This is a genomic window from Halorussus sp. AFM4 (assembly GCF_051194995.1).
Lineage (GTDB): Archaea > Halobacteriota > Halobacteria > Halobacteriales > Haladaptataceae > Halorussus.
In genome coordinates this window covers 724876-746065 of the sequence record NZ_JBNTJT010000002.1, presented here as the reverse complement: position 1 = coordinate 746065, position 21190 = coordinate 724876, and the positions used below count along the sequence as shown (strand labels likewise).

General features: G+C 71.7%; 22 protein-coding genes. 14 read left to right on the top strand and 8 right to left on the bottom strand.

Translation table 11 applies throughout. The annotated features are described in order from the left end of the window. The first annotated feature begins 17 nt into the window (after positions 1–17). Positions 18–1094: a sodium:calcium antiporter gene (locus ACQUQF_RS11905; protein ID WP_435179043.1), complete on the top strand. Its 1077-nt coding sequence runs from the start codon at positions 18–20 to the stop codon at positions 1092–1094. 25 nt (positions 1095–1119) lie between these two features. Here ACQUQF_RS11905 and ACQUQF_RS11900 read toward each other — a convergent pair whose 3' ends face one another. Both ACQUQF_RS11900 and ligA read right to left on the bottom strand, forming a co-directional pair. Further along, a complete protein-coding gene (locus tag ACQUQF_RS11900; protein WP_435179041.1) occupies positions 1120–1719 on the bottom strand; it encodes a hypothetical protein in 600 nt (199 codons plus the stop codon). Between the two features lie 89 nt (positions 1720–1808). Continuing rightward, entirely contained in the window at positions 1809–3587 is a 1779-nt protein-coding gene (gene ligA, locus ACQUQF_RS11895; protein ID WP_435179039.1) for an ATP-dependent DNA ligase LigA, read from the bottom strand. Positions 3588–3969: 382 nt separating this feature from the next. Here ligA and ACQUQF_RS11890 point away from each other — a divergent pair, with 382 nt between their 5' ends. The 5 genes from ACQUQF_RS11890 (at position 3970) to ACQUQF_RS11870 (ending at position 8748) form a co-directional block, all read left to right on the top strand. After that, positions 3970–4926 carry a hypothetical protein gene (locus ACQUQF_RS11890; protein WP_435179038.1) on the top strand — a complete coding sequence of 319 codons (957 nt, stop codon included), beginning with the start codon at positions 3970–3972 and terminating at the stop codon, positions 4924–4926. Continuing rightward, entirely contained in the window at positions 4927–5073 is a 147-nt protein-coding gene (locus ACQUQF_RS11885) for a hypothetical protein (protein ID WP_435179036.1), read from the top strand. It begins immediately after the preceding gene. Positions 5074–5122: 49 nt separating this feature from the next. Next, positions 5123–6670: a hypothetical protein gene (locus tag ACQUQF_RS11880; protein ID WP_435179034.1), complete on the top strand. Its 1548-nt coding sequence runs from the start codon at positions 5123–5125 to the stop codon at positions 6668–6670. 69 nt (positions 6671–6739) lie between these two features. Further along, positions 6740–7984: a PQQ-binding-like beta-propeller repeat protein gene (locus ACQUQF_RS11875; protein ID WP_435179032.1), complete on the top strand. Its 1245-nt coding sequence runs from the start codon at positions 6740–6742 to the stop codon at positions 7982–7984. Beyond that, on the top strand, positions 7981–8748 hold the full coding sequence (locus tag ACQUQF_RS11870) for a hypothetical protein (RefSeq protein WP_435179030.1): 768 nt from the start codon (positions 7981–7983) through the stop codon (positions 8746–8748). Before ACQUQF_RS11875 ends, ACQUQF_RS11870 begins: the two co-directional genes overlap by 4 nt. Before the next feature lie 159 nt (positions 8749–8907). Here ACQUQF_RS11870 and psmB read toward each other — a convergent pair whose 3' ends face one another. Both psmB and ACQUQF_RS11860 read right to left on the bottom strand, forming a co-directional pair. Next, a complete protein-coding gene (gene psmB / locus ACQUQF_RS11865; protein ID WP_435179028.1) occupies positions 8908–9624 on the bottom strand; it encodes an archaeal proteasome endopeptidase complex subunit beta in 717 nt (238 codons plus the stop codon). A 117-nt stretch (positions 9625–9741) separates the two neighbouring features. Further along, positions 9742–9909 (bottom strand): hypothetical protein, encoded by a 168-nt coding sequence (locus tag ACQUQF_RS11860; RefSeq protein ID WP_435179026.1) that lies wholly within the window; start codon positions 9907–9909, stop codon positions 9742–9744. Positions 9910–10282: 373 nt separating this feature from the next. Here ACQUQF_RS11860 and ACQUQF_RS11855 point away from each other — a divergent pair, with 373 nt between their 5' ends. Continuing rightward, positions 10283–10660: a DUF555 domain-containing protein gene (locus tag ACQUQF_RS11855; protein ID WP_435179024.1), complete on the top strand. Its 378-nt coding sequence runs from the start codon at positions 10283–10285 to the stop codon at positions 10658–10660. Between the two features lie 38 nt (positions 10661–10698). Further along, entirely contained in the window at positions 10699–11238 is a 540-nt protein-coding gene (locus ACQUQF_RS11850) for a CBS domain-containing protein (protein WP_435179022.1), read from the top strand. Positions 11239–11414: 176 nt separating this feature from the next. On the opposite strand, the gene ACQUQF_RS11845 is transcribed toward ACQUQF_RS11850, so the two are convergent. Then, the gene (locus tag ACQUQF_RS11845) at positions 11415–12401 is read right to left on the bottom strand and encodes a calcium/sodium antiporter (protein ID WP_435179020.1); all 987 of its coding nucleotides are present in this window, start codon (positions 12399–12401) and stop codon (positions 11415–11417) included. 271 nt (positions 12402–12672) lie between these two features. On the opposite strand from ACQUQF_RS11845, the gene ACQUQF_RS11840 reads away from it, so the two are divergent. The 5 genes from ACQUQF_RS11840 to ACQUQF_RS11820 all read left to right on the top strand — a co-directional run bounded on the left by ACQUQF_RS11840 (position 12673) and on the right by ACQUQF_RS11820 (position 17814). Then, complete coding sequence (locus ACQUQF_RS11840; RefSeq protein WP_435179018.1) at positions 12673–13794, top strand: pyridoxal phosphate-dependent aminotransferase; 1122 nt, start codon at positions 12673–12675, stop codon at positions 13792–13794. 168 nt (positions 13795–13962) lie between these two features. After that, positions 13963–14814 (top strand): UbiA family prenyltransferase, encoded by an 852-nt coding sequence (locus ACQUQF_RS11835; protein WP_435179016.1) that lies wholly within the window; start codon positions 13963–13965, stop codon positions 14812–14814. A gap of 200 nt (positions 14815–15014) precedes the next feature. Continuing rightward, entirely contained in the window at positions 15015–15797 is a 783-nt protein-coding gene (locus ACQUQF_RS11830; protein WP_435179014.1) for a class I SAM-dependent methyltransferase, read from the top strand. 239 nt (positions 15798–16036) lie between these two features. Beyond that, positions 16037–16753: a DUF7282 domain-containing protein gene (locus tag ACQUQF_RS11825; protein ID WP_435179013.1), complete on the top strand. Its 717-nt coding sequence runs from the start codon at positions 16037–16039 to the stop codon at positions 16751–16753. Positions 16754–16869: 116 nt separating this feature from the next. Next, on the top strand, positions 16870–17814 hold the full coding sequence (locus tag ACQUQF_RS11820) for an alpha/beta fold hydrolase (RefSeq protein WP_435179010.1): 945 nt from the start codon (positions 16870–16872) through the stop codon (positions 17812–17814). 37 nt (positions 17815–17851) lie between these two features. On the opposite strand, the gene ACQUQF_RS11815 is transcribed toward ACQUQF_RS11820, so the two are convergent. From ACQUQF_RS11815 to ACQUQF_RS11805, 3 genes are all read right to left on the bottom strand, one after another. Further along, the gene (locus tag ACQUQF_RS11815; protein WP_435179008.1) at positions 17852–18397 is read right to left on the bottom strand and encodes a hypothetical protein; all 546 of its coding nucleotides are present in this window, start codon (positions 18395–18397) and stop codon (positions 17852–17854) included. Positions 18398–18518: 121 nt separating this feature from the next. Next, positions 18519–19436: a M48 family metallopeptidase gene (locus ACQUQF_RS11810; RefSeq protein ID WP_435179006.1), complete on the bottom strand. Its 918-nt coding sequence runs from the start codon at positions 19434–19436 to the stop codon at positions 18519–18521. 139 nt (positions 19437–19575) lie between these two features. After that, complete coding sequence (locus tag ACQUQF_RS11805) at positions 19576–20757, bottom strand: redox-regulated ATPase YchF (protein WP_435179004.1); 1182 nt, start codon at positions 20755–20757, stop codon at positions 19576–19578. 166 nt (positions 20758–20923) lie between these two features. Between ACQUQF_RS11805 and ACQUQF_RS11800 the strand changes: the two genes are divergently transcribed. Then, positions 20924–21148: a dodecin family protein gene (locus ACQUQF_RS11800; RefSeq protein WP_435179002.1), complete on the top strand. Its 225-nt coding sequence runs from the start codon at positions 20924–20926 to the stop codon at positions 21146–21148. Positions 21149–21190: the final 42 nt, after the last annotated feature.

Here is a 21190-nt window from a genome sequence, read left to right as displayed (position 1 = left end):
GGGGAGCGAACCCGGCGGTGACCGCGCACGGCGCTCCGGGCGTCGTCGGACGAACGGTCGCGAGCCCGGCCCCGACGACCACCGGTCTTATCACCGTCGCCGTCGAATTCCAGCGGGACATGGTCGCCTCGCCGCTGATTCCGGTGGTGGTGTTCCTGGTCGGCATCGGGCTGGTGGTCTGGAGCGTCGAGGAGTTCGTCGAGCACGTCGCCGAGGCGGCGACCGGCATCGGGGTCTCGACCTTCCTGCTGACCGTGCTGCTCGCGGGCATCGACCTGGAGAACGCGGTGCTCGGCATCGCGGCCGCCGCGGGCGACCTGCCCGACGTGGCGCTGGGCACCGTCTTCGGCGAGGCGCTGTTCATCCTCGGCGCGGCGGTCGGCCTCGCGGGCGTGCTGGTCCCCTTCGAGGAGGCGACGCCTCGGGAGTACCTCGCGCTGACCGCGGTCTCGCCCGTACTGCTCGGCGCGCTCTCGCTCGACGGGCGGCTCTCGCGGGTCGACGGGCTCGTCCTGCTGGTCGGCTTCGCGCCGCTGCTCTGGGCGGTCTACCGGTGGGAGGCCGACCGGTCGACCCGGTACCTGGAGGCCGAGGACGCCGACGAGATCCAGGCGGAGGCCGCGGAGCCGGCCGGCGACGACGAGGACGACCGCGACCTGGTCGAGCTGGGCCTCGTGCTGCTCGCGGTGGTCGGCATGACCGCGGGGTCGGAGCTGGCGGTGATGGGCGCCCGGGACGTGCTCGACGCCTTCGACCTCCGGGGACTCGCGTTCGGCGCGACCGTGATGAGCTTCATCGCGAGCTTGGAGGAGATACTGCTTACGGTCGAGCCGGTCCGCGAGGGCCGGCCCGCGGTCGGCATCGGCAACGTCGTCGGGAGCATGCTGTTCTTCGTCACGGCCAACGCGGGCGTCGTCGCGCTGGTCCACCCGGTGTCCCTCTCCGGGGCGGTGTTCGCGGTCCACTGGCCGTTCTTCCTCGCGGCGCTGGCGCTGGTGCTCGCGTTCCTGCTCCGCGGGTCGGTGGGTCGCGCCGAGGGCGCGGTCCTGCTCGCGGTGTACGCCGGCTACTGGGCGGCCATCTACGCGTGGTGACCGGGCGCACCGAGCGCACCCCGCGCTACCATTCCGGGACGCTCGCCCCGTCGTCGACGGTCTCGACCGGCACGCCGCGCTCCCGGAGGAGCCGCGTCGCGGCCTCGAACTCCCGGTCGGCGTAGGAGAGCGCCCGCGAGGGCATGAGGACGTACCGGCGCTTGACGGTGCCGCCCCGCCGGTAGCGGACGACGAGCCGCGGCGGCGAGAACCGGCGCTCGCCCGGGTAGGCCTCGACCGCCTCGACGTCGTACAGCGGGATTCTGTTCTCTCGGGTGATGCCCCGGCGGTCCTTGAACCTCCGCCCGGCGATCAGCACCGCCGCGACCGCGACCGCTCCGAACGCGAGCGCGTCCCAGTCGCCCCGGGCGAGCACCCGGCCGGCGCCGACCGCCAGCGCGGCGTAGAGCGCGAGGTAGGCCGCGAGCAGCGGGCGGTTGCCCTCCCAGTAGCGCCGGCCGTGACCGACCGGCCCCGACTCGACGCGGAGCTCCCCGTCGGTCAGCACGCACCGGCCGCGCCGCGTCCGGAAGCTCGTCGCCGGGCCGGGGCCGTCGTCCGGGGCCCGGCCGACTCCGCCCGGGGCTTCCGGGCCTCCATCGGCGGGGTCGGGGCGTCCGTCCACGGTCTCGTGACCTCCACGGCGACCGTGGATCCGGCGGGTGAAGAACCCTCTGCCGGCGCCGGTCCCCGCGACTCGGCCGGACGAACAGCTTACTGCTGCTCCGCCAGGCGCTCGACGCGGGCCAGCGAGTCGGCGTCCTCGGGGTCCTTGTCCTCCCGGACGCCGAGGAACCGGGGGAACCGCAGCGCGTAGCCCGACGAGTAGGTCGGCGACCGCTGGATCTCCTCGTAGCCCACCTCGAAGACGACCGACGGCGCGATGTCGACCTCCTGGCCGTCCTGGGCCCGGACGTGGGGTTCGAGCAGTTCGGTCAGCTCCGCGAGCTCCTCGTCGGTGATGCCGGTCGCGACCTTGCCGAGCGTCTCGAACTCGTCGGCGTCCGACCCCTCGTCGTCGACGCGGGCCGACAGCAGGAACGTCCCGAGGAAGCTCGCCCGCCGGCCCTCGCCCCACTCGGCGCCGGTGACCACCAGGTCGAGGGTCTCGACGTCGGGCTTGCGCTTGAGCCAGTGCTTGCCCCGGCGGCCGGGCGAGTAGGTCGACTCGGGGTCCTTGAGCATGATGCCCTCGTGGCCGGCTTCGAGCGCCTCGGCCTCGATCTCGGCGATCTCCTCGGCGTCGCCGGTGACCCAGAGCGACGAGACGCCGTCTTCGAGCACCGATTCCAGCCGCTCGTGGCGCTCGGTCAGGGGCGACTGGAGCAGGTCGTCGCCCTCGGCGTGGAGGCAGTCGAACGCGAACAGGTCGAGGGCGACCTCCTCGCGGGCGGCCTCGACGTCGTGCTTCCGGCGGAACCGCCGCAGCACCTCCTGGAACGGCAGGGGCTCGCCGTCCTCGGTGGCGACCACCTCGCCGTCGAGGATCGCGGGCGCGTCGAGGTGGGTCTCGACGTGCTCGACGACCTCGGGGAGCGCGTCGGTCACGTCCTCCATGTTGCGCGAGAAGACGGCGACCTCGCGGGCGTCGCTGTCGTCGCCGGCGGTGTCGGCGGCCGCCGACTGTCCGCCCGTCCCCGCGGTCGCCTCGCCGCCGGCCCAGGCGAGGCCGTCGGGGTCGTGGTGGATCTGGACCCGAGCGCCGTCGTACTTCCACTCGACGGCGACCCGGTCCCAGTCGTCGAGCGCGTCGCTCACGGTGCCGGCCTGGGCGAGCATCGCCTGGACCGGCCGGCCGAGTTCGAGGTCCATCGCGTCCAGGCCAGCCTCGCCCTCGTCGCGGGCGACCCGGGCGACCTCGCCGTAGTCGTTCGACACCTGGAGCGCGCGCTCGACCGACTCGACCGGCACGTCGAACGCCTTCGCGGTGGCGTCCCTGACGGTGCCCTCGCCGACGCCGATGCGCATCTCCGAGAGGACCAGGCGGGCGAGGTACCGGGCCTCCTCCCCGCTCGCGCGGTTGAACAGGGCGAACAGGATGTCGATCTTCTTGTCCTGGCTGCCCGAGCCCTCGGCGGCCGCCAGCGCGTCGAGCTCGTCGGCGACCTCGGCGACGGTGAGGTCGTTCCCGCCGCCTGCTCCGCCGTCTCCGCCTCCGCCGCCGGTGAACGCGCCGAGCCCCTGCTGGCCGCCGAAGTCGTAGCTCGCGGCCACCTCGCCGATGTCGCCCACGTCGGCCAGGCGGGCCTCCACGTCGTCGGCCGAGACGTTGGTCCCGGCGGCCCGCGCGATGGCCTCGTAGCAGTAGCTCGGCCCGATGTCGAGCGTCCGGGAGGACCACGCCGGGAACACCCGGCCCTGGACGAACCGGGCCAGCACGGGGAGGTCGTCGTTGGCGTTCTCGAGGAGCGTCGTCACTCGCTCGACGATGTCGGTGTCGGCGCTCAGCTCCTCGATCTCGGCGGCCGCGTCGGCGAACTCCCCGAACTCCATCGGGCGAAGGTAGTCGACACCCCGAATTAAACGGTTCGGGTTGGAGTGACAGGTCCGGCACGCGGGATTCACGCGAATCTGTGACCGTCAAGGGGTTCGGGGAGTTGAGAACAGGAAGATCACCGAAGACCCGAGCACGGTTAGACCCGGCGAGCAGCTAGCTACAGCCGTCACCTCTGTCACCGCAACCGCACAGCACCGCACCGCGACAGCCTCACGCCTCCCCAGCCTCCTCGTTCACGCGTCCCTCGCGCGCCTGACGGACCACGAGGGTCCGCCAGCACGCGCCGACGAACCTCAATCCGGGAGAGCACAGAGACGTCCCCGCCAGAGTTCTCCGGAGGACAACACTTTTCGCGCCGGCGTGAGCCAGTCACGGGCGATGCCCTCCCCAACCGACGCGCCCGAGACCCCGCGGAACTCCCGGTCGTTCGGCACCCGGCTCCAGGTCGCCTGGGAGCGGGCGACCGACAACCTCCCGCTGGCGCTCGTCCCGCTGCTGTCGAGCCTGCTCGCGCCCGACGACGTCCGTCGGGTGCTGGCGGCCGAGGACCTGAACTTCGGCATCGCGTTCAGGTTCCCGGCGGCGCTGCCCGACCTCTGGTCGTTCGTGAGCCTGCCGAGCCAGCCGGCCGGCGTGCACGTCTCGCCGACGCTCTGGCTGCTTCCCGTCGCGGTGCTGGTCCGCGCCGGGCTGGTCGCCGGCCTGCTCGGGAGCGCCTGGGAGGCGGTCGAGACCGGCCGGTACGACTTCGCCGCGAACGCCCGGCAGCACTTCGTCCCCGTGCTGGTCTTCGTCGCGCTCGTCCGCGTCGTCGGGGTCGGAGCGGTCGCGCTCGCCGCGACCGCGCCCCTCCTCGTCCTCCTCGCCGTCCCGCTCTTCCTGCTGCTGTCGTACCTCTTCTACGCGACGCCGTACCTGCTGGTGGTCGCCGAGGACTCGGTGGGCGAGGCGCTGGCCCGGAGCTACGACTGGGCGGTCGGTGGCGGCCCGTACCTCTCCTACGCCGGCGGCTACCTGCTCGCGGTCGTCGCCGTCTCCGTGTTCGTCTCGGCGTTCGTCGTGAACCTCGGCGTCGTCGGCGTCGCGGTCGGCGCCGCGGTCACCGCGCCGGTCGCGCTGGCGCTGACGTTCGCCACCACCGAGTTCGTCGCGGACCTCGCCGGCGAGCGCGGGGCCGGCGCAGGCGACCCTCGCGGTCCCGGTGCCGGAGGTCGGGGCCCGGTCGCCGAGGACCGCCGGAGCGCCGACGCGGACCCCGGCGAGGACTTCGACTCTGCCGCCGATTCCGACGAGCGCGGCGACGCCGACTACCGTGACCGCCGGGAGGACGTGTAGGTGCTGGCGGTCCGCCTGCTCCACGTGCTCGCGATGGGGCTTGCGCTCGGCGGCGCAGCCCTCGACCTCGCGCTGTTCCGACTCGCGCGGGCCGTCTCGACCGGCGTCGCGTCCCCGGATTCCGGCAGTCCCGACGACGCGACCTGACGGTCGTCGAGCCCGTGGATTCAAGGGATTCCCGTGTGTCGTTCCCCGTATGCCCGAGTCGGACCTCGCCGCGCAGGTCGACGACGTGCTGTCGGTCGACCCCGACGAGTTCCAGTCGCAGGTGGAAGCCGACGCCGAGGTCATCGTCGAGGAGGTCGACGACGGAACCTTCGACAACCCGCAGGCCATCATCGGCTTCGAGTACGAGTTCTACGCGGTCGACGCCGAGACGACCGCGCTCCGGCGGGTTCCCCGGCGGCTGCTCGAGCTCATCGGCTTCGAGAAGGAACTGGGGCTGCACAACGCCGAGATGTCGACCAGCCCGCAGCCGCTGAACCCCCACGGGCTCGCGGCCCAGGAGGCCGAGGTCAAGGCCCGGCTCTCGGCCGCGGAGGACCGGACCGCCGCCGAGGGGATGCGGCTGGTCAGCGACGCGATGTGGACCATCCCGCCGGAGGGCGAGTCGGCCCGGGAGTACCTCACCGACAGCGTCGAGGACCGCGGAGTCCGGATCGCGTCGAACATGAGCGACTCGGTGCGGTACCACGCGATGGCCAACTCGCCGGCGAGCGCCGGGATGAGGCTCGAGGCCCCGCACGTCGATCTGGAGGCCGACACGGTGATGCCCGAGAGCCTCATCACCTCCATCCAGCCCCACTACCAGGTGCCCCACGCCAGGGACCTGCCGACCTACTTCCAGTACGCCGTCCGCGTCGCCGGCCCGCTGCTGGCGCTCGGGGTCAACTCCCCGTTCTTCCCGCCGGACCTCTACGAGGACGGCGCCGACCCCGAGGCCATCCTGGCCGACGGCTGGGACGAGCACCGCATCAGCGTCTTCGAGACGGTGCTCAACCGCGACGCCGACGACCCCGACAAGGTGCGGTTCCCCCGCGACCTCGGGAGCGTCGAGGAGGCGGTCGAGCGGATCGCCGAGGACCGCACCATCGTCCCGATGCCGGTCGAGACCAGCGACCGGTTCGACGACGAGTTCGCCCACTTCCGGCTGAAGCACGGCACTTTCTGGCGGTGGGTCCGGCCGGTGTTCGGCGGGGCCACCAGGTCGGACGCCAACGCCCGCATCGAGTTCCGGCCGATCGCGGCCCAGCCCACGGTCAGAGACTCCATCGCGTTCCAGGCCGCGTTCGCCGGCCTCGTCGAGTCGATGTTCCGGCGCGAGCACCCGGTCCGGCACCTCGACTGGGTCATCGCCAGGGACAACTTCTACGACGCGATGCGCGAGGGGCTCGACGCCGACCTCTACTGGATCACCAACGCCGGCGAGGAGACAACCGACTACGAGGCGGTGTACGAGGACCTGTTCGCCCACGCGAAGGACGGCCTCCAGTCCCGCGGGCTCAGCGACGAGCAGGCCGCCAAGTACCTCTACCCGCTCCGCCAGCGCGCCCGCCACCGGCTGACGCCCGCGAGCTGGAAGCGCGAGCGGGTCCGCGAGCGCCTCGACGACGGCGAGTCGTTCGCCGACGCGGTCCACGGGATGCAGGCCGAGTACGTCGAACGCCAGGCCGAGACGCTCATCGACGGGACGTTCGCCGACTGGGTCGGCCGCGGCGACACCGAGCTCGAGCGCGAGGAGTGAGTCCGGTCCGGGGACACCGACCCCCGGACGAAGCGGGAGTTTCTTGTCGGCCAGCTACCACTCGACGGTATGGTCTCCGACTCCGCCAGGCGGTCCGCCCTCCGCGGCCTGGGCTGCGGACTCGTCGGTCTCGGGTCCGGCGTCGTCGCGTCGGGCGCCTCGCGCCTCGGCGCCGCTGCGGGCGCACAGCCCCCGGACGCCGACGACGCCGGCGCCGCCGGCCCCGACTGGCCGATGGCGCGGTACGACGCGGCCGGCACCGGTTACAACCCGCGGGCGTCCGGTCCGAAGGACGCCGTCCGCGAGAGATGGGTCCGGGAGCCGGACGGCTTCTCGGGCGGCACCGGGTCGCCGATCCTGCTGGACGGGACGCTCTCCGCGACCGGGCAGGTCCTGCTCGCGCTCGACGCCGCCACGGGCGAGACCCGGTTCGCCCACGAGGGGTCGTACCGGTCGAGTCCGGCCAGGGCCGCGGCCGAGGCGTACGCGACCGACACGCTGGCGGTCACCGCGCCGGCGGGCGTCTCCGGCCTGAACGCGGGTGGGGGTCTCAGTCTCCTCGGTCGACAGTTCGGCGTCGAGCGGTGGCACGGTCCGGGCGGCGAACCCGACGTCAGCGTGTTCGGAGCGCCGACCGCCACCCCGCCGGTGGCGGTCGACGGGACGGTGTACGCGGCGATCCCCCGCACCGAGCACGTCGTCGCGCTCGACGCAAGCAGCGGCCGGGAGCGCTGGCGCGCCTCGCCGGGCGACGAGCTCCACCGGCCGGCGGTCCGGGACGGCCGGCTGTACGCGGTCAACTGGCCCCACCGGGCGACCGCCTACGACGCCGGAGACGGCGGTCAGCTCTGGCAGACCGACCTCGTCGACCAGATGGTGCTCCCGCCGACCGCGACCCCGGGCGGCGTCGTGGTCCCCCAGCGGACCGGCATCAGCGCCCTCGACGCCGAAGACGGGAGCGTCCGGTGGCGGTTCGACCACGACGGGAACGCGACCGAGGGCGCCGCCGCGGTCGCCGAGGGGACGGTGTACGTCCAGTCGGACCGCGAGGACGGGACCCTCCACGCGCTCGACCTCGAAACCGGCGACGAGCGCTGGTCGGCCCCGATCTCCGGTGACGCGACACCAGTGGTCGCCGACGGGGTCGTCTACGCCCGTGCCTACAGCGACCTCGTCGCGGTCGACGCGAGCGACGGGACGGTCCGCTGGCGGTACGACTCGAAGCTGCCGCTCTCGACGCCCGCGGTCGGCGACGGGGTGGTGTACGCCGTGTCGCACGGACGGGTTCTCGCGCTGGCGGAGGGCGAGCGATGAGCGCGGACGCGCCCGCCGAGAACGTCGACCGCGACCGGCTTCCGGGCACGTCGGTGGCCGGCGTCCTCCGGGAGTCGGTCGACCGCATCGGCGCCGACCCGGCGCTCGTGTTCCCGTTCGCCGTCGCGGGACTCATGCTCTCGGCGGTGGACCGGCTCAGGCTCCGCGATCCGGTTCCGACGACGACAGCCCCGCAGATCGGGGACGTGACCGTCCGTATCGCCTACCAGTTCTATCCCGCGGGGGTCCGCGGGACGGGCACCCGACCCGCCGCGCTGGTGGACCTCGAACTCCCGTACCTCGCGCGGACGGTCGGGACGGAGCTCGCGGCGTTCCTCGCGGTGGCCGTCGCGGGCTGGGTCGTCGTCTCGCGGGCGCTCGACGCCGAGCGCACCCCCGGCTCGCTGGCCCGGTATCTCGGATTCGCGGTCGGCGCCCACCTCCTGCTCGGCCTGTTCGCGCTGTTCGACGGGCTCGGCTGGCTGGCGCTGCTCGCGCTGGTGGCGTACCTCTCGGTGGCGGTCAGGCTGTTCGCCGCGCCGGCGCTGGTGGTCGCCGGGCGCGACCTCCGGACCGCGGTCCGCGAGAGCGTCCGCCGTTCCCGGGGCGAGACGGCGACGGTGGTCGGACTGGTCGTCCTCGTCGGGCTCGCGGCGTGGCTGCTCGGGAGCGTCCCGGTCGTCGGGGCGCTGCTGAGCACCGCGCTCGTCGCGCCGGTTCACGCGGTGGCCGTCGTCGCGTTCGCCGAATCGACGGCGGGGTGACGGGGCCGACAGCAACGTTCGCGGGGCTGTCGCGTCCGAACGCGGTCGGTCCGGCGGCTGGTCCCGAACGCGAGCGGTCGCTGGCGAGTCGAAAACGCGGGCGCGGAGCGCCCGAGGAATCTGCGAGAAGCGGGGTGCGTCTCGATCGACTGCGGCCGTCTACAGCGCCTCGTCGTAGTCCTCGTAGTCCGAGATCTCGACGCCCTCGGCGTCGATCTCGGCGAGCCACATGCCGTTGCCCGAGGCGGTGTCGCGCTCGACCGCGCTCTTGAGCGCGCGGACCGCGACCTCGCGGGCCTCGTCCTGGCCCATGTCCTCGTGGTAGTCCTGCTCGAGGACGCCGAGCGCGAACTGCGACCCGGACCCGGAGACGCTGTAGGTCTCCTCGGTCACGCCGCCGAGCGCGTCGTAGGAGTAGATGTGGCCGCCCTCCTCGTCGACGCCGCCGAGCACCGGCACCACGATGAGGAACGCGCCCGAGCGCAGGAGGTTGCTGGTCAGCGTCGAGAGCGCCTCCATGCTCATGTCCTCGCCGCGACGGGTCTCGTAGAGGTTGGTCTCGATCTCGAGCGTCTGGATGAGCGACTGGGCCGCCGAGACCGAACCCGCGATGGTGAGCGCGCCGGTCGGGTGGACCTCCTCTACCTTCTGGGCGGTCTTCGAGGAGACCATGTTGCCGAGGCTGGCCCGCTTGTCGGTGACCATCACGACGCCGTCGGCGGTCGTCAGGCCGATGGTCGTCGTCCCGGTCTTGAGCTCCTCGACGTCGGAGGTGTCGACCGTCCGGTCCGGGAGGGAGCCGAGTTCGGGCTCGTAGGGGTTCGTGCGGTCGGGTTCGAGACGGGCGGCTGTCTGGGAGAATTCGGAACCGTGCATTGGGTTACGCATTACCCGTCCGTAGTTCGCCTGCACTGATAAAACCAACTCTTCAGGCGAGCGCGCGACGGTACCGACCCCGGGAGACGTCCCGGGGACGAAGGAAGGCGTTCGTCGTTACGACGTCATCTCGTAGGCCCGCTCCAGCCGCTTGACGAGCCGGTGGGCGGGCAGCGTCAGACCGACCTGTCGGGTGAGGACTGCGAGCGGCAGCAGCAGGATGCTGGCCGCGACGCTGAGCTGGTACAGGGCGAACAGTGTGGCGCGGTGTAGCCGTGTGGCCATCGGAGTTCGTACCTCAGGCGAGGCTCGGCCGACCGCTTATAAAAAGCTTGCTGAAATCGACATTTCATAACGATTTATAATTCCGAAGGAGGTCGCCGCCGTCTTGCGATACAACTCCAGTTGGGTTACGTCCAACGCCGTCGAGATCCCGGGCCGCGCAGGCGTAGGCGGGGGCTTGGCGACGGCGGGCGTACGCATAACTTATGAGGATAATGCGGTTCACGTGCGCGGTCGGCGCGCGGTCGACCGGAGCCACAGCGCTTCGCCGGTCGTGTCGCGGGTGGCGTCACACCGGCCGAGCGGCCGTGGCGACCCGGCGCCCCGCCCGTTCGAAAACCGAAAGACACGAACCATCAGGGCACGACTCCCCGGTATGAGCAACTATCTCGTTGCGATGGAGGCGGCGTGGCTGGTCCGCGACGTGGAGGACATCGACGACGCCATCGGCGTCGCGGTCAGCGAGGCCGGCAAGCGACTCAACGACCAGAGCATGGACTACGTCGAGGTCGAGGTCGGCGCGACGACCTGCCCGGCCTGCGGCGAGCCGTTCGACTCGGCGTTCATCGCGGCCGGCACCGCGCTCGTGGGGCTGCTGCTGGAGATGAAGGTGTTCAACGCCGACAGCGAGGAGCACGCCCAGCGCATCGCCAAGAGCGAGGTCGGCGGCGCGCTCCGGGACGTCCCGCTGGAGGTCGTCGAGACCATCGAGTACGAGGAGGACGAGGAGATCCAGCTCGGCACCGACGAGTAGACCGAACCTTTATCTATAACCCGTAGTTATCACCCCACATGGAACTCCCGACGCCCCAGGACCTCCGGGAGCGCCGAACCGAACTCGGCCTGACCCAGAGCGAGCTGGCCGACCGCGCGGGCGTCTCCCAGCCGCTCATCGCCCGCATCGAGGGGGGCGACGTCGACCCGCGGCTCTCGACGCTCCGCCACATCGTCGACGCGCTGGAGGAGTCCGAGGGCGACATCGTCCGCGCGGGCGACCTGATGCACAGGGACGTCGTCAGCGTCGGCCCCGACGACCCGGTGAGCACGGCGGTCTCGCGCATGCAGGAGGAGGGGTTCTCGCAACTGCCCGTCATCGAGGACGGCGTCCCGGTCGGCTCCATCAGCTTCGAGGACCTGATGAACGTCGGCGAGGCCGACCGCGACCGGCCGGTCTCCGAGTTCATGGGCGAGAGCTTCCCCACCAAGTCGAAGAACGCGACGCTCGACGAACTCAGCACCGACCTCGGCCACAACAAGGCGGTCGTCGTGACCGAGCGCGGCAACACGGTCGGCATCATCACCGAGGCCGACATCGCGGCGCGGCTTTCGTAGTCGTCGGTACGCGGTTCTCTCTGCGGAGGAAAGCACGAACCCCCGTAGAATCCTCTGCGAACCGATCGCGGAATGTCCTCTCCGTTACTGGTAGTGCCGTGGATCGTGTGACGTATCGGGAGTGGCTCCGTCGGCGTAGAAATCGTAGTTCGCTCTCTGAGCCGGGCCGACACGGCTTATCCGCCGACTCCGAGAATACCCAGAACCCAGCGAACCAGCTCCGAGACGGCGAACACGCCCCCTTCTATCCGGGAGAGCACGCGTCCCGTCCACAGGGCAGCGACCATCAGCAGGGAGATTCCGGCCAGCCACGCCAGCGACTCTATCGCGGTGCCACTCATCGCGAGTGGACGCAGGACCGCTGCAAGCCCCAGGATCCCGGTAATATTGTAGATGTTGCTCCCGACGACGTTCCCGACAGAGACCCCGAGGCTCCCTCGCCGGACGGCGACCAGCGAGACGGCGAACTCCGGCGTCGAGGTCCCGGCCGCGACGATCGTCCCCCCGATGACCCACTCCGAGATGCCGACACCGCGGGCCAGCTCCGAGGCGGCCACGACCATGTAGTCGCCGCTCACAAGTACCAACGCCAGGCCCCCGACGAGGAACGCGGCGTCTCGACCGCGGAAGGCCGCTCGCTCGGTCACCGGGCGGACGACGGCCTCGTCGGTCGGTGATCGCTCGGTGTTCGGCTCCGGTTCCGTCCGGCTCGCCCGGAGCAGCGAGGCGGTATACGCGACGAACGACCCCGCCAGGAGGAGCCCTTCGAGTCTCGTGAGCCGAAGGTCGAGGATGGCGATGCCGCCGAGGAGCGTGCTCGCCAACAGCGCGAGGCCGTCGCGCCGAACGAGCGATTCGGCGATCGGGATCACCTTCAACAGCGAGATCACTCCCAGGATGAAGGCCAGGTTGTAGATGTTCGACCCGAGGACGTTCGCGACCGCGATATCGCCCAGTCCCTTGAGCGCGGCGTCGATCGACACCGTGAGCTCCGGCGTGGACGTCCCCATCGCCACGACCGTCAGTCCGATGGTCAGGTCGGAGAGCCCGAACCGCCGAGCCAGTCGGACGACGGCATCGACCAGGAGTCGGGCACCGATCCACAGCCCTACCACGGAGAGGATGATCACGCCGATCTGAACGACGGGGCCACCTCGAACCATCGTTCGGAGCGACAGTCGGCTGGTCAATCAATGTTCGTCCCGCGCCGTCTCCGAGCGGTCGCTCTTCGCCGCCGCAACCGACGCGCGCCTCTAACCGCCACGGTGTTAATGTCGGAAATAGGAGAGTAGGCGACGCCGGTGCAAGAAGTACGCACCGAATCCCTGCGTTCGCAGAGCCGGTACTGGAAGCGGGGACCCGAACGGTGCCTGCCGGGAGCGCGGTCCCACGAGACCACCAACAATTATCGTCCGCGGTGACACAGGGGGACACATGACGGACTTCTCCGAGCGAGTCGAGCAGGTGTCGATCAGCGGCATCCGCGAGGTGTTCGAGGCGGCGGGCGACGACGCCATCAACCTCGGGCTGGGCCAGCCCGACTTCCCGACGCCCGAGCACGCCCGGCGGGCCGCGGTCGAGGCCATCGAGGCCGGCGAGGTCGACGCCTACACCTCCAACAAGGGGACCCTCGAGCTCCGGGAGGCCATCAGCGCGAAGCACGACCGGGACAACGAGTTCTCGGTCCCGCCGGAGAACCTCATCGCCACCTCCGGCGGCAGCGAGGCGCTCCACGTCGCGATCGAGGCCCACGTCGACCCCGGCGAGGAGGTGATCTTCCCCGACCCCGGGTTCGTCTCCTACGACGCGCTGACCCGCATCGCCGGCGGCGAGCCGAGGCCGGTCGCGCTGCGCGAGGACCTGACCCTGGACCCCGCGGCGGTCGAGGACGCGATCACCGACGACACCGCGGCGTTCGTCGTCAACAGCCCCTCGAATCCCACCGGCGCGGTCCAGAGCGAAGAGGACGTGCGGGAGTTCGCCCGCATCGCCGACGAGCACGACGTGCTGTGCATCTCCGACGAGGTGTACGAACACATCGTCTTCGACGAGGAGCACCACTCGCCGATGGCGTACGCCGAGTCTGACAACGTGGTCGTGGTCAACGCCTGCTCGAAGACCTACTCGATGACCGGCTGGCGGCTGGGCTGGGTCGCCGCCAGCGAGCGCCGCATCGAGCGGATGCTCCGGGTCCACCAGTACGCCCAGGCCTGCGCCAGCGCCCCGGCGCAGTTCGCGGCCGAGGCCGCGCTCACCGGCCCGCAGGACCCGGTCGAGGAGATGGTCGCCGCCTTCGAGGAGCGCCGCGACGTCCTGCTCGACGGGCTGGCCGACATGGGCCTGGAGACCCCGACGCCCCGCGGCGCGTTCTACGCCATGCCGGAGGTGCCCGACGGCTGGGTCGACGCGGTGCTCGACCGCGGCGTCGTGGTCGTGCCCGGCGGCGCCTTCGGCGAGCACGGCAAGGGCTACGCCCGCATCTCCTACGCGACCGACACGGAGACGCTGAAGGAGGCCATCGAGGTCATGCGCGAGGCGACGAACGCGGTCCAGTGACGACCGGCGAGGTATCCCCTCGTTTCTTCGATTCACAACCCCCTTTCACGCGGCTCGCGTGTCTACTCCGGTGGACCCGTCGGACCGCGACCTCGGCGCGCCGGCCCCGCGCTACAAGTCCTCGTTACGCCTGAGATTTTATGCGTCTCGCTCACGTGTGCTGGTACCATGCCCGTATCGCGCCGGGAGTCCGGCGTCGTCCCCGCGGTCCGCGCGCTCGCGTCGCAGGTCCACCCCGTGTTCATGCTCCCGCCGGTGTCGTGCTCGCTGTTCGGCGGCGTGCTGGCGGGCGCCTTCGACCCGTCGGCCGGGGCGCTCCACGCGACGGCCGTCTTCGCGGCGGTGTACACCGCCCACGTCAAGGACGGCTACGTCGACTTCTACGTCCGCGACGAGGACGACGACCACCCCCTCTCGGAGCGGGGATGCAGGGCGGCGCTCGCGGGGTCGACCGCGCTGTTCTTCGCCTGCCTGGTGGGGCTGTGGGCCGTCGCCGGCGTCGGGACGGCACTGCTGACCCTGCCGACGTGGCTCATCGCCTACCACCACGCCCCGCAGCTCGACACCAACCCCGTGACCGCGACGACCGGCTACCCCCTCGGCATCGCGCTCGCCATCCTCGGGGGCTACCACGCCCAGGCCGGGACGCTGACGGCGGTGCCGATCGCGTTCGCGGCGGTGTTCCTCGTGCTGCTCTCGGGCGTGAAGGTCATCGACGACGCCCAGGACTTCGACTACGATCGGTCCATCCGGAAGCGCACGGTCGCGGTGACGGTCGGCCCCGAGCGGGCCCGGACCGCGGCGTACGCGCTGATGGCGACCGCGCTCCTGCTGGTGGTCGCGCTCGCGGCCCTGGCGGTGTTCCCGCCGAGCAGCGTCGCCGCGGTCGCCGGGTTCGGCGCGGTGGCCGGGATCGCCCGCCGGGCCGACCCGGAGATAGCGACGATGCTGCTGGTCCGCGGGTCGTACGTCTTCCTCGCGCTGCTGCTCGTGGCGGTGTGGTTCCGACCGCTGGGATGAGTTACTTGGACAACTGACCGCCTCGCCAGCGCCGGCGGTGGGACTACGATGGCTTCGAAAGCCCCCGCGGCGGCCCCGTTCAGTCCCGCCCGACGTGGTTTGGCCGAGGTCTCGCGCGGTGATGGACCGGATGAGCGCGCACCGATTCGGATCCGCTTGCGCCCTGAACAGTTTTGCCTCGGGCCTCCGATACCGACGGCATGGCCGACTGGCTCGAAGACGCCGACGTCCTCGCCGAGCAGTACGCCGACGCGGAGAACCTCAACGACCGCATCGCCCTCCACGAGCGATACAGCGTCGCCGAGCGCGACTTCCGGGCGTGGCAGTTCGACCAGTTCGACCTCCCGGCGGACGCCCGGGTGCTGGGCGTGGGCGTCGGCCCGGCCGAGCTCTGGGTCGCGAACCGCGACCGGGTGCCCGACGGCTGGGACGTGGTCCTCACCGACTTCTCGCCGGGGATGGCCGCGGAGGCGCGGCGGAATCTGGGTGACGCGGGGTCCGGCGACCGGTTCGACTTCGGCGTGGCTGACGCGGCCTCGCTGCCCTTCGCCGACGACTCGTTCGACGCCGCGACCGCACACCACATGCTCTACCACGTCCCGGACCGGGAGGCGGCGCTGGCCGAGTTTCGGCGGGTCCTGCGACCCGGCGGGCGCCTCTACGCCACCACGAACGGGGAGGACAACATGGCTGCGGTCTACGACGTGCTGGAGTCCGTGACCGGCGAGCGACCCGGCCGCGGCACCGGGTTCCGGCTGGAGAACGGCCGCGAGCAGCTGGCGGCGGTGTTCGACGACGCGACGCTCCGGGAGTACGACGACGCCCTGGAGGTGACCGACCCCGACGCGCTGGTCGCCTACGCGCTCTCCCGCGACGACGTCGACGAGTCGCTGGCGCCCGAACTGCGCGAGGCGTTCGCCGACCGGTTCGAGGACGGGTCGCTCCGCGTCGAGAAGTCGGTGGGGATGTTCGTCGCCCGGTGACGCCGAGCGACCCGCGCGCGGAAAGCAGCGTTTTCGGGGACGAGGCCGCGACGCGTCGCGGTCGTCGCCGCGCGATACGATCCCCGCACGACCCGTCCGTCGGCGGTTGCGCCCCGTTACGGACGGTCTACCGAACCGCAACCTCCCGTGGAGTCGAGTCCGAGACGGGGTATCCGGTCGTTCCGCGGTGAACGATTGATACGCTCTTCACTCCGAGCGGCTTGCGTCCCGCCGGAGCCATGACACGCAAGACAGCAGTCCTGGCGGTAGTCGCACTGGTCGTCGCGGGGACGTCGGCCGCGCTGGCCGCGACCGGCGGGCCGGCGACCGGCGACGCGGCGGTCGCCCAGGAGACGACGACGGCGATGGGCGGCCAGGAGACGACGACGGCGGACAACGAGACCGCGGCCGAGACGACGGTGGCCGAAGGGCAGGTCGGACCCGAATCGGCGCGGCTCACCTTCCTGAACCAGAGCGCCGGCTTTACCTTCACCGAAGGGGTGCCCAACGAGACGACGGTGCTGATCGAGCGCGTCGTCGTCCCCGACGGCGGCTTCGTCGTCATCCACGAGGCCGGGACGCCGGCCGGCGAGTACGCCACCGAGGGCCAGGTACAGGTCGGCGCGGTCGTCGGCAACTCGACGTACCTCGAACCCGGCGTCCACCGGAACGTGGTCGTCGCGCTCAACAAGTCGGTCAACCAGAGCCAGACGCTGGTCGCGATGGCCCACCGCGACACCAACAACAACCGGCAGTACGACTTCCCCGGGGCCGACGGGCCGTACACCCGCAACGGGTCGCCGGTCATCGACACCGGGTACGTCATCGTCAACTACGACGTGATCAACGCCGAGTTCGGGAACCGGGCGGCGACCGGCAACGAGACGACCACCGAGGAGGGCGCCCGGACCGGGACCGAGACGACCACCGCCGCGGAGACCACGGTCGCGGCCTGACGCGGGTCGTCCCCTCCCGGGCAGCGACCGATAGCGCGAATCCGACTTTTATCGTCGGCCGAGGAGCGATTCGCGCCCGCCTCAAGGCTTAATCGCGTGGCCGGTCCACGTCCGGTATGGCAACCGAGCGCTCGCGGGGTCAGGGCACCGCCGGGGAACCGACCGTCGACGTCGAGGGGCCGTGGCGCCACGAGCAGGCCGTGGTCGACGACCTCCGCCTCCACTACGTCGCGGCCGGCGACGAGGACGACCCGCTCGTCGTCCTGCTCCACGGCTTCCCGGAGTTCTGGTACTCGTGGCGGCACCAGCTCCCGGCGCTGGCCGACGCGGGATTCCGGGCGGTGGCGGTCGACATGCGGGGGTACAACCGCTCGGAGAAGCCCCGCGGGCTCGACAGCTACCGGACGGACGAACTGGTCGGGGACGTGGCGGGCCTGGTCGAGCACTTCGGACGGGAGCGGTCACACGTCGTCGGCCACGACTGGGGCGGGCTGGTAGCGTGGGAGACCGCGCTGCGCCGACCCGAACTGGTCGACCGGCTGGCGGTCCTCAACGCGCCCCACCCGGCGGCCTACCGGCGGGAGCTGGGGCGCAACCCCGAGCAGTGGCGCCGGTCGTGGTACGTGCTCTGGTTCCAGGTGCCGGCGCTGCCCGAGGCGTTCCTCGGCGCGCGCGACGCCGCCGGGGTGGGCCGGCTGCTGCGCGAGTCGGCGGCCCCCGGCACCTTCAGCGACGCCGACGTCCGGCGCTACCGGGCGGCGGCCTCGCGGCCGGGCGCGCTCGCTTCGGCCCTGAACTACTACCGGGCGGCCTTCCGCGAGAGCCTGGGCGACGAGCTCCGGCGCGCGCTCGGTCGACGGGACCGCACCGACCGGGTCCGGGCGCCGACGCTGCTGGTCTGGGGCGAGCGCGACCCCGCGCTCGGCGTCGAACTCACCGAGGGGCTCGACCGGTGGGTGCCCGACCTGCGGGTCGAGCGCCTCCCCGACGCGACCCACTGGGTCCAGAACGACCGGCCGGACGAGGTGAGCGACCTGCTGGTCGACCACTTCGAGGGGTGAGCCGCCCGGCCGCCGGCCCGTCGGCGGCCCCGTCGACTCACTCGTCGTGCTCCTCGGGGAGGCGGACGATCTCCTCGGGGTTCTGGAACGCCCAGAGGACGACCCGGCCCTCGAGCCGCTGGGACCGCAGGAGGCGGTAGGCCTCGCTCCGGTCCATCCCCGCGATGATCTCGACCGCGGTCAGCAGGTCGTCCTGGGCGACGCCGAGGTCGCTCCGGTCGACCTCGACGCCCTCGGGGGTGCGGACGCTCTCGAGCATCACCTCGACGAACTTCGAGAGGTCCGTCGTGTCCGCGAGCTGCTCGTGCCACGAGGGAGGGTAGATGCTGATGTTGCCGTCGACCCGGTAGAGCCGGTCGCCGGGCTGCCAGGTCCGGGCGTCGGTGAGCCGGTCCTCGAGCGACTCCTCGAACCGCTCCGTGTCGTACTCGAGCTCCTCGGCGTAGGCCTCCACGAGGTCGCGGGGGACGCCCGGCCCCTCGACGGGGTGGTGGCGTTCGAGGTACCGGACGAGCTCGCGGGCGGTGTAGTACTCGTCGTGGCGGGACAACTGGGTCACGAGGTCAGAATCCACGGCGGTCATGGTGTCACTCCGACGGGGACGAGGAAAAACGCCGCGTAAGATTTCGGAGGTGTCGGCCGCGAGACGGACGCCTCCGGCGCTGTCGCGGCCCGGACCGCTCCGAACGTCGCGGGTCCGGCCGCTACCCGTCGCGGTGCGGGCGGGAGGGCCGGACCCACGCCGGGAGCTCGCAGCCCAGCGCCTCGGCCCTGGACTCGACGGACGGGTGGGTCGCGAACGCCGCGACGAGCGGCGACCGGTCGGCGTCCCACGGCATCGGTCCGGCGACGTCCTCGTCGTTGTCGCCGGTGGCGATCGCGGCGATCCGGTAGAGCGCCTCGGTCAGGTCGGCGGCCGAGACCACGCGGGCGGCGTAGGCGTCGGCCCGGTACTCCTCGAGCCGGTTCGCGTACCGGCTCGCGGCCAGCGCCAGCGGTTCGACGCCGAGGCCCAGCGCGTACCGTATCGCGGCGGCCCGGCGGTCCGAGACGGACGCCAGCGCGAGGAACGCGGCGCTGCCCAGCGACGCGACGGTCGGCCCCCGGCCCGCGAGCAGCGCCGACCAGTACGCCGCGAAGCCGACGACCTGGGGCAGGTAGAGCCGGACGGCGTCGGTGTGGAGGTCCCGGCCGAAGTGACCGAGTTCGTGGGCGAAGATGGCCCGGAGGCCGGCGGGGCCGACGACCGCGGGGAGCCGGTGGTCCACCGCCAGGAGGGGCGCCCCGTCGTCGTAGCCGACCTTCGCGCCCGGCACGTCCATCCTGACGAGGACGGTCGCCGGGACGGGTCGGCCGGCACGCGCACAGACCGCGAGCAGCGCGGCCCGTATCTCGGGAGCGTCCGTCAGGTCCCGGCCGTCGGTCGCCAGCAGGTCGGCCTCGACGTCGAATCGACCGCCAGCGTAGTACGCCTGGAGCGAGACGTACGCCAGGAACAGGACGCCGGCCCCCACGTAGAGCCGGGGCGCGCCGGTCCGGACCAGCGCCCCGACGGCGACCGCGGCCGCGATCAGCAGCGCCGCGGTGACCCCCCAGACGCGGACCGCGAGCGAAGGTGTCATGCCGGCCAGCGCGAATCCCGGGCGGAAAAGTGTTACCTTCCTCAGGTGTCGCGGGGGTCCGGACCGGGCGCGACGACTGGCGACGACCGCCGCGCCGCACCGGCGGCTCATCGGTGGAGGCGTTCGCCGCGTCGCACCGTCAGCTCGCGGTGCTCACGATCTTGATGACGTCGCCCTCCTCCAGTTCGTAGTCGTCGCTGATGTCGCGGTTCGTCTTGGCGTTGACCGCGTGGAGGTAGCCCTCCCCGATGTCGGAGTGGACCGCGTGGGCGAGGTCGACCGGCGTCGACCCCCGCGGCAGCAGGAAGGCGTCGGGCAGGACGTTGCCCTTCGCGTCGGTCCACTTGGTCTCGTTCTGGACCGGGTAGGCTGTGATCCGGTCGAGCAGGTCGTACACCGCGGCGTTCATCGCCGCCTGGACGCCGGTCCCGCCCCACTCGGCCATGACTTCCCGGATCTTCTCCAGGCCCGCCTCCTGCTCGTCGGAGAGGTCGCCGACCACCTCGAAGTCGTCGTCGCCGGGGTCGTAGTCGACGACGCCGGCCTGTTCGGCCTGCCGGAGCGCGAGCTCGCCCTCCGCGGTCGCCGGGATCACGGGCTTGCCGGTCTCGCGCAGCCGCTCGATGTTCTCGGGCGGCGCGACGTCGGCCTTGTTCGCGACGAGGATGATGGGCTTGGTCCGGGCGCGGACGTCGCGGGCCAGCGCCTCGCGGTGGTCGTCGGTCCACTGGATGGGGTCGGCGGGGTAGTCGAGCTCGCGCAGGCTGGCCGCGACGTCGGCCTCGGTCGCGCCGAACCCGGTCAGCATGTCGGCCAGCGCGTCGTCGATGTCGAAGTCGGGCGACCGGGACTTGCGCTCGACGCTCTCCCAGTTGCGGTCGATGATGCCGGTGAGCCACTGGTCCATCTCCTCCTCGATGAAGTCGACCTCGTCGACCGGGTCGTAGCTGCCGATTTCGACGGGTTCGCCCTCCTCGTTGGTCCCGCCGGAGGCGTCGACCACGTTGACGATGGCGTCGGCGTTCGTGAGCTCGTCGAGGAACTGGTTGCCCAGCCCGCGGCCCTCGTGGGCGCCCGGGACGAGGCCGGCCACGTCGAGCAGCTCGACGGGGACGTAGCGCTTGCCGCCGCGGCAGTTGTCGTCGCCGCAGCGCTCGTCGCGCTCCAGGCAGGGGCACTCCGTCCGGACGTGGCTCACCCCGCGGTTGGCGTCGATGGTCGTGAACGGGTAGTTCGCCACGTCCACGTCGGCCATCGTCGCGGCCTTGTAGAAGGTGGACTTGCCCGCGTTGGGCTTGCCCGCCAGCGCGATGGAGATCATGCGAGAGTCTACCGGCGTTCGGGGGAACTGCCTTTCGGTTCGGGGAATCGCGGGCGAGGCGTCGTCCCGGTCCCCGGGGCCGCGACGACCTCGCGTGGCGTAGTGGGATGCGAACCCGCCCCACGGCCACAAGAGGCTACACCGGTCGCGTCGTACCGCCTGTGGCATGACCGCAGTGAAAATCGTCAAGATAACCGGGTCGGCCGAGGAGTCGTGGCAGGCCGCCGCAGAGGAGGCGTTCAGGGAGGCCAGCAAGACCATCGACGACATCTCCGGCGTCGAGGTCGAGGACTGGACCGCACAGGTCGAGGACGGCGAGATAACCGAGTACCGGGCCACTGTCGAGGTCGCGTTCCCGGTCCACGATCAGCAGCGCCAGCAGAACCAGTAACCGCAACCGCCATTTCTCGCCCGGGGCGCGGCCGGCCCGTCC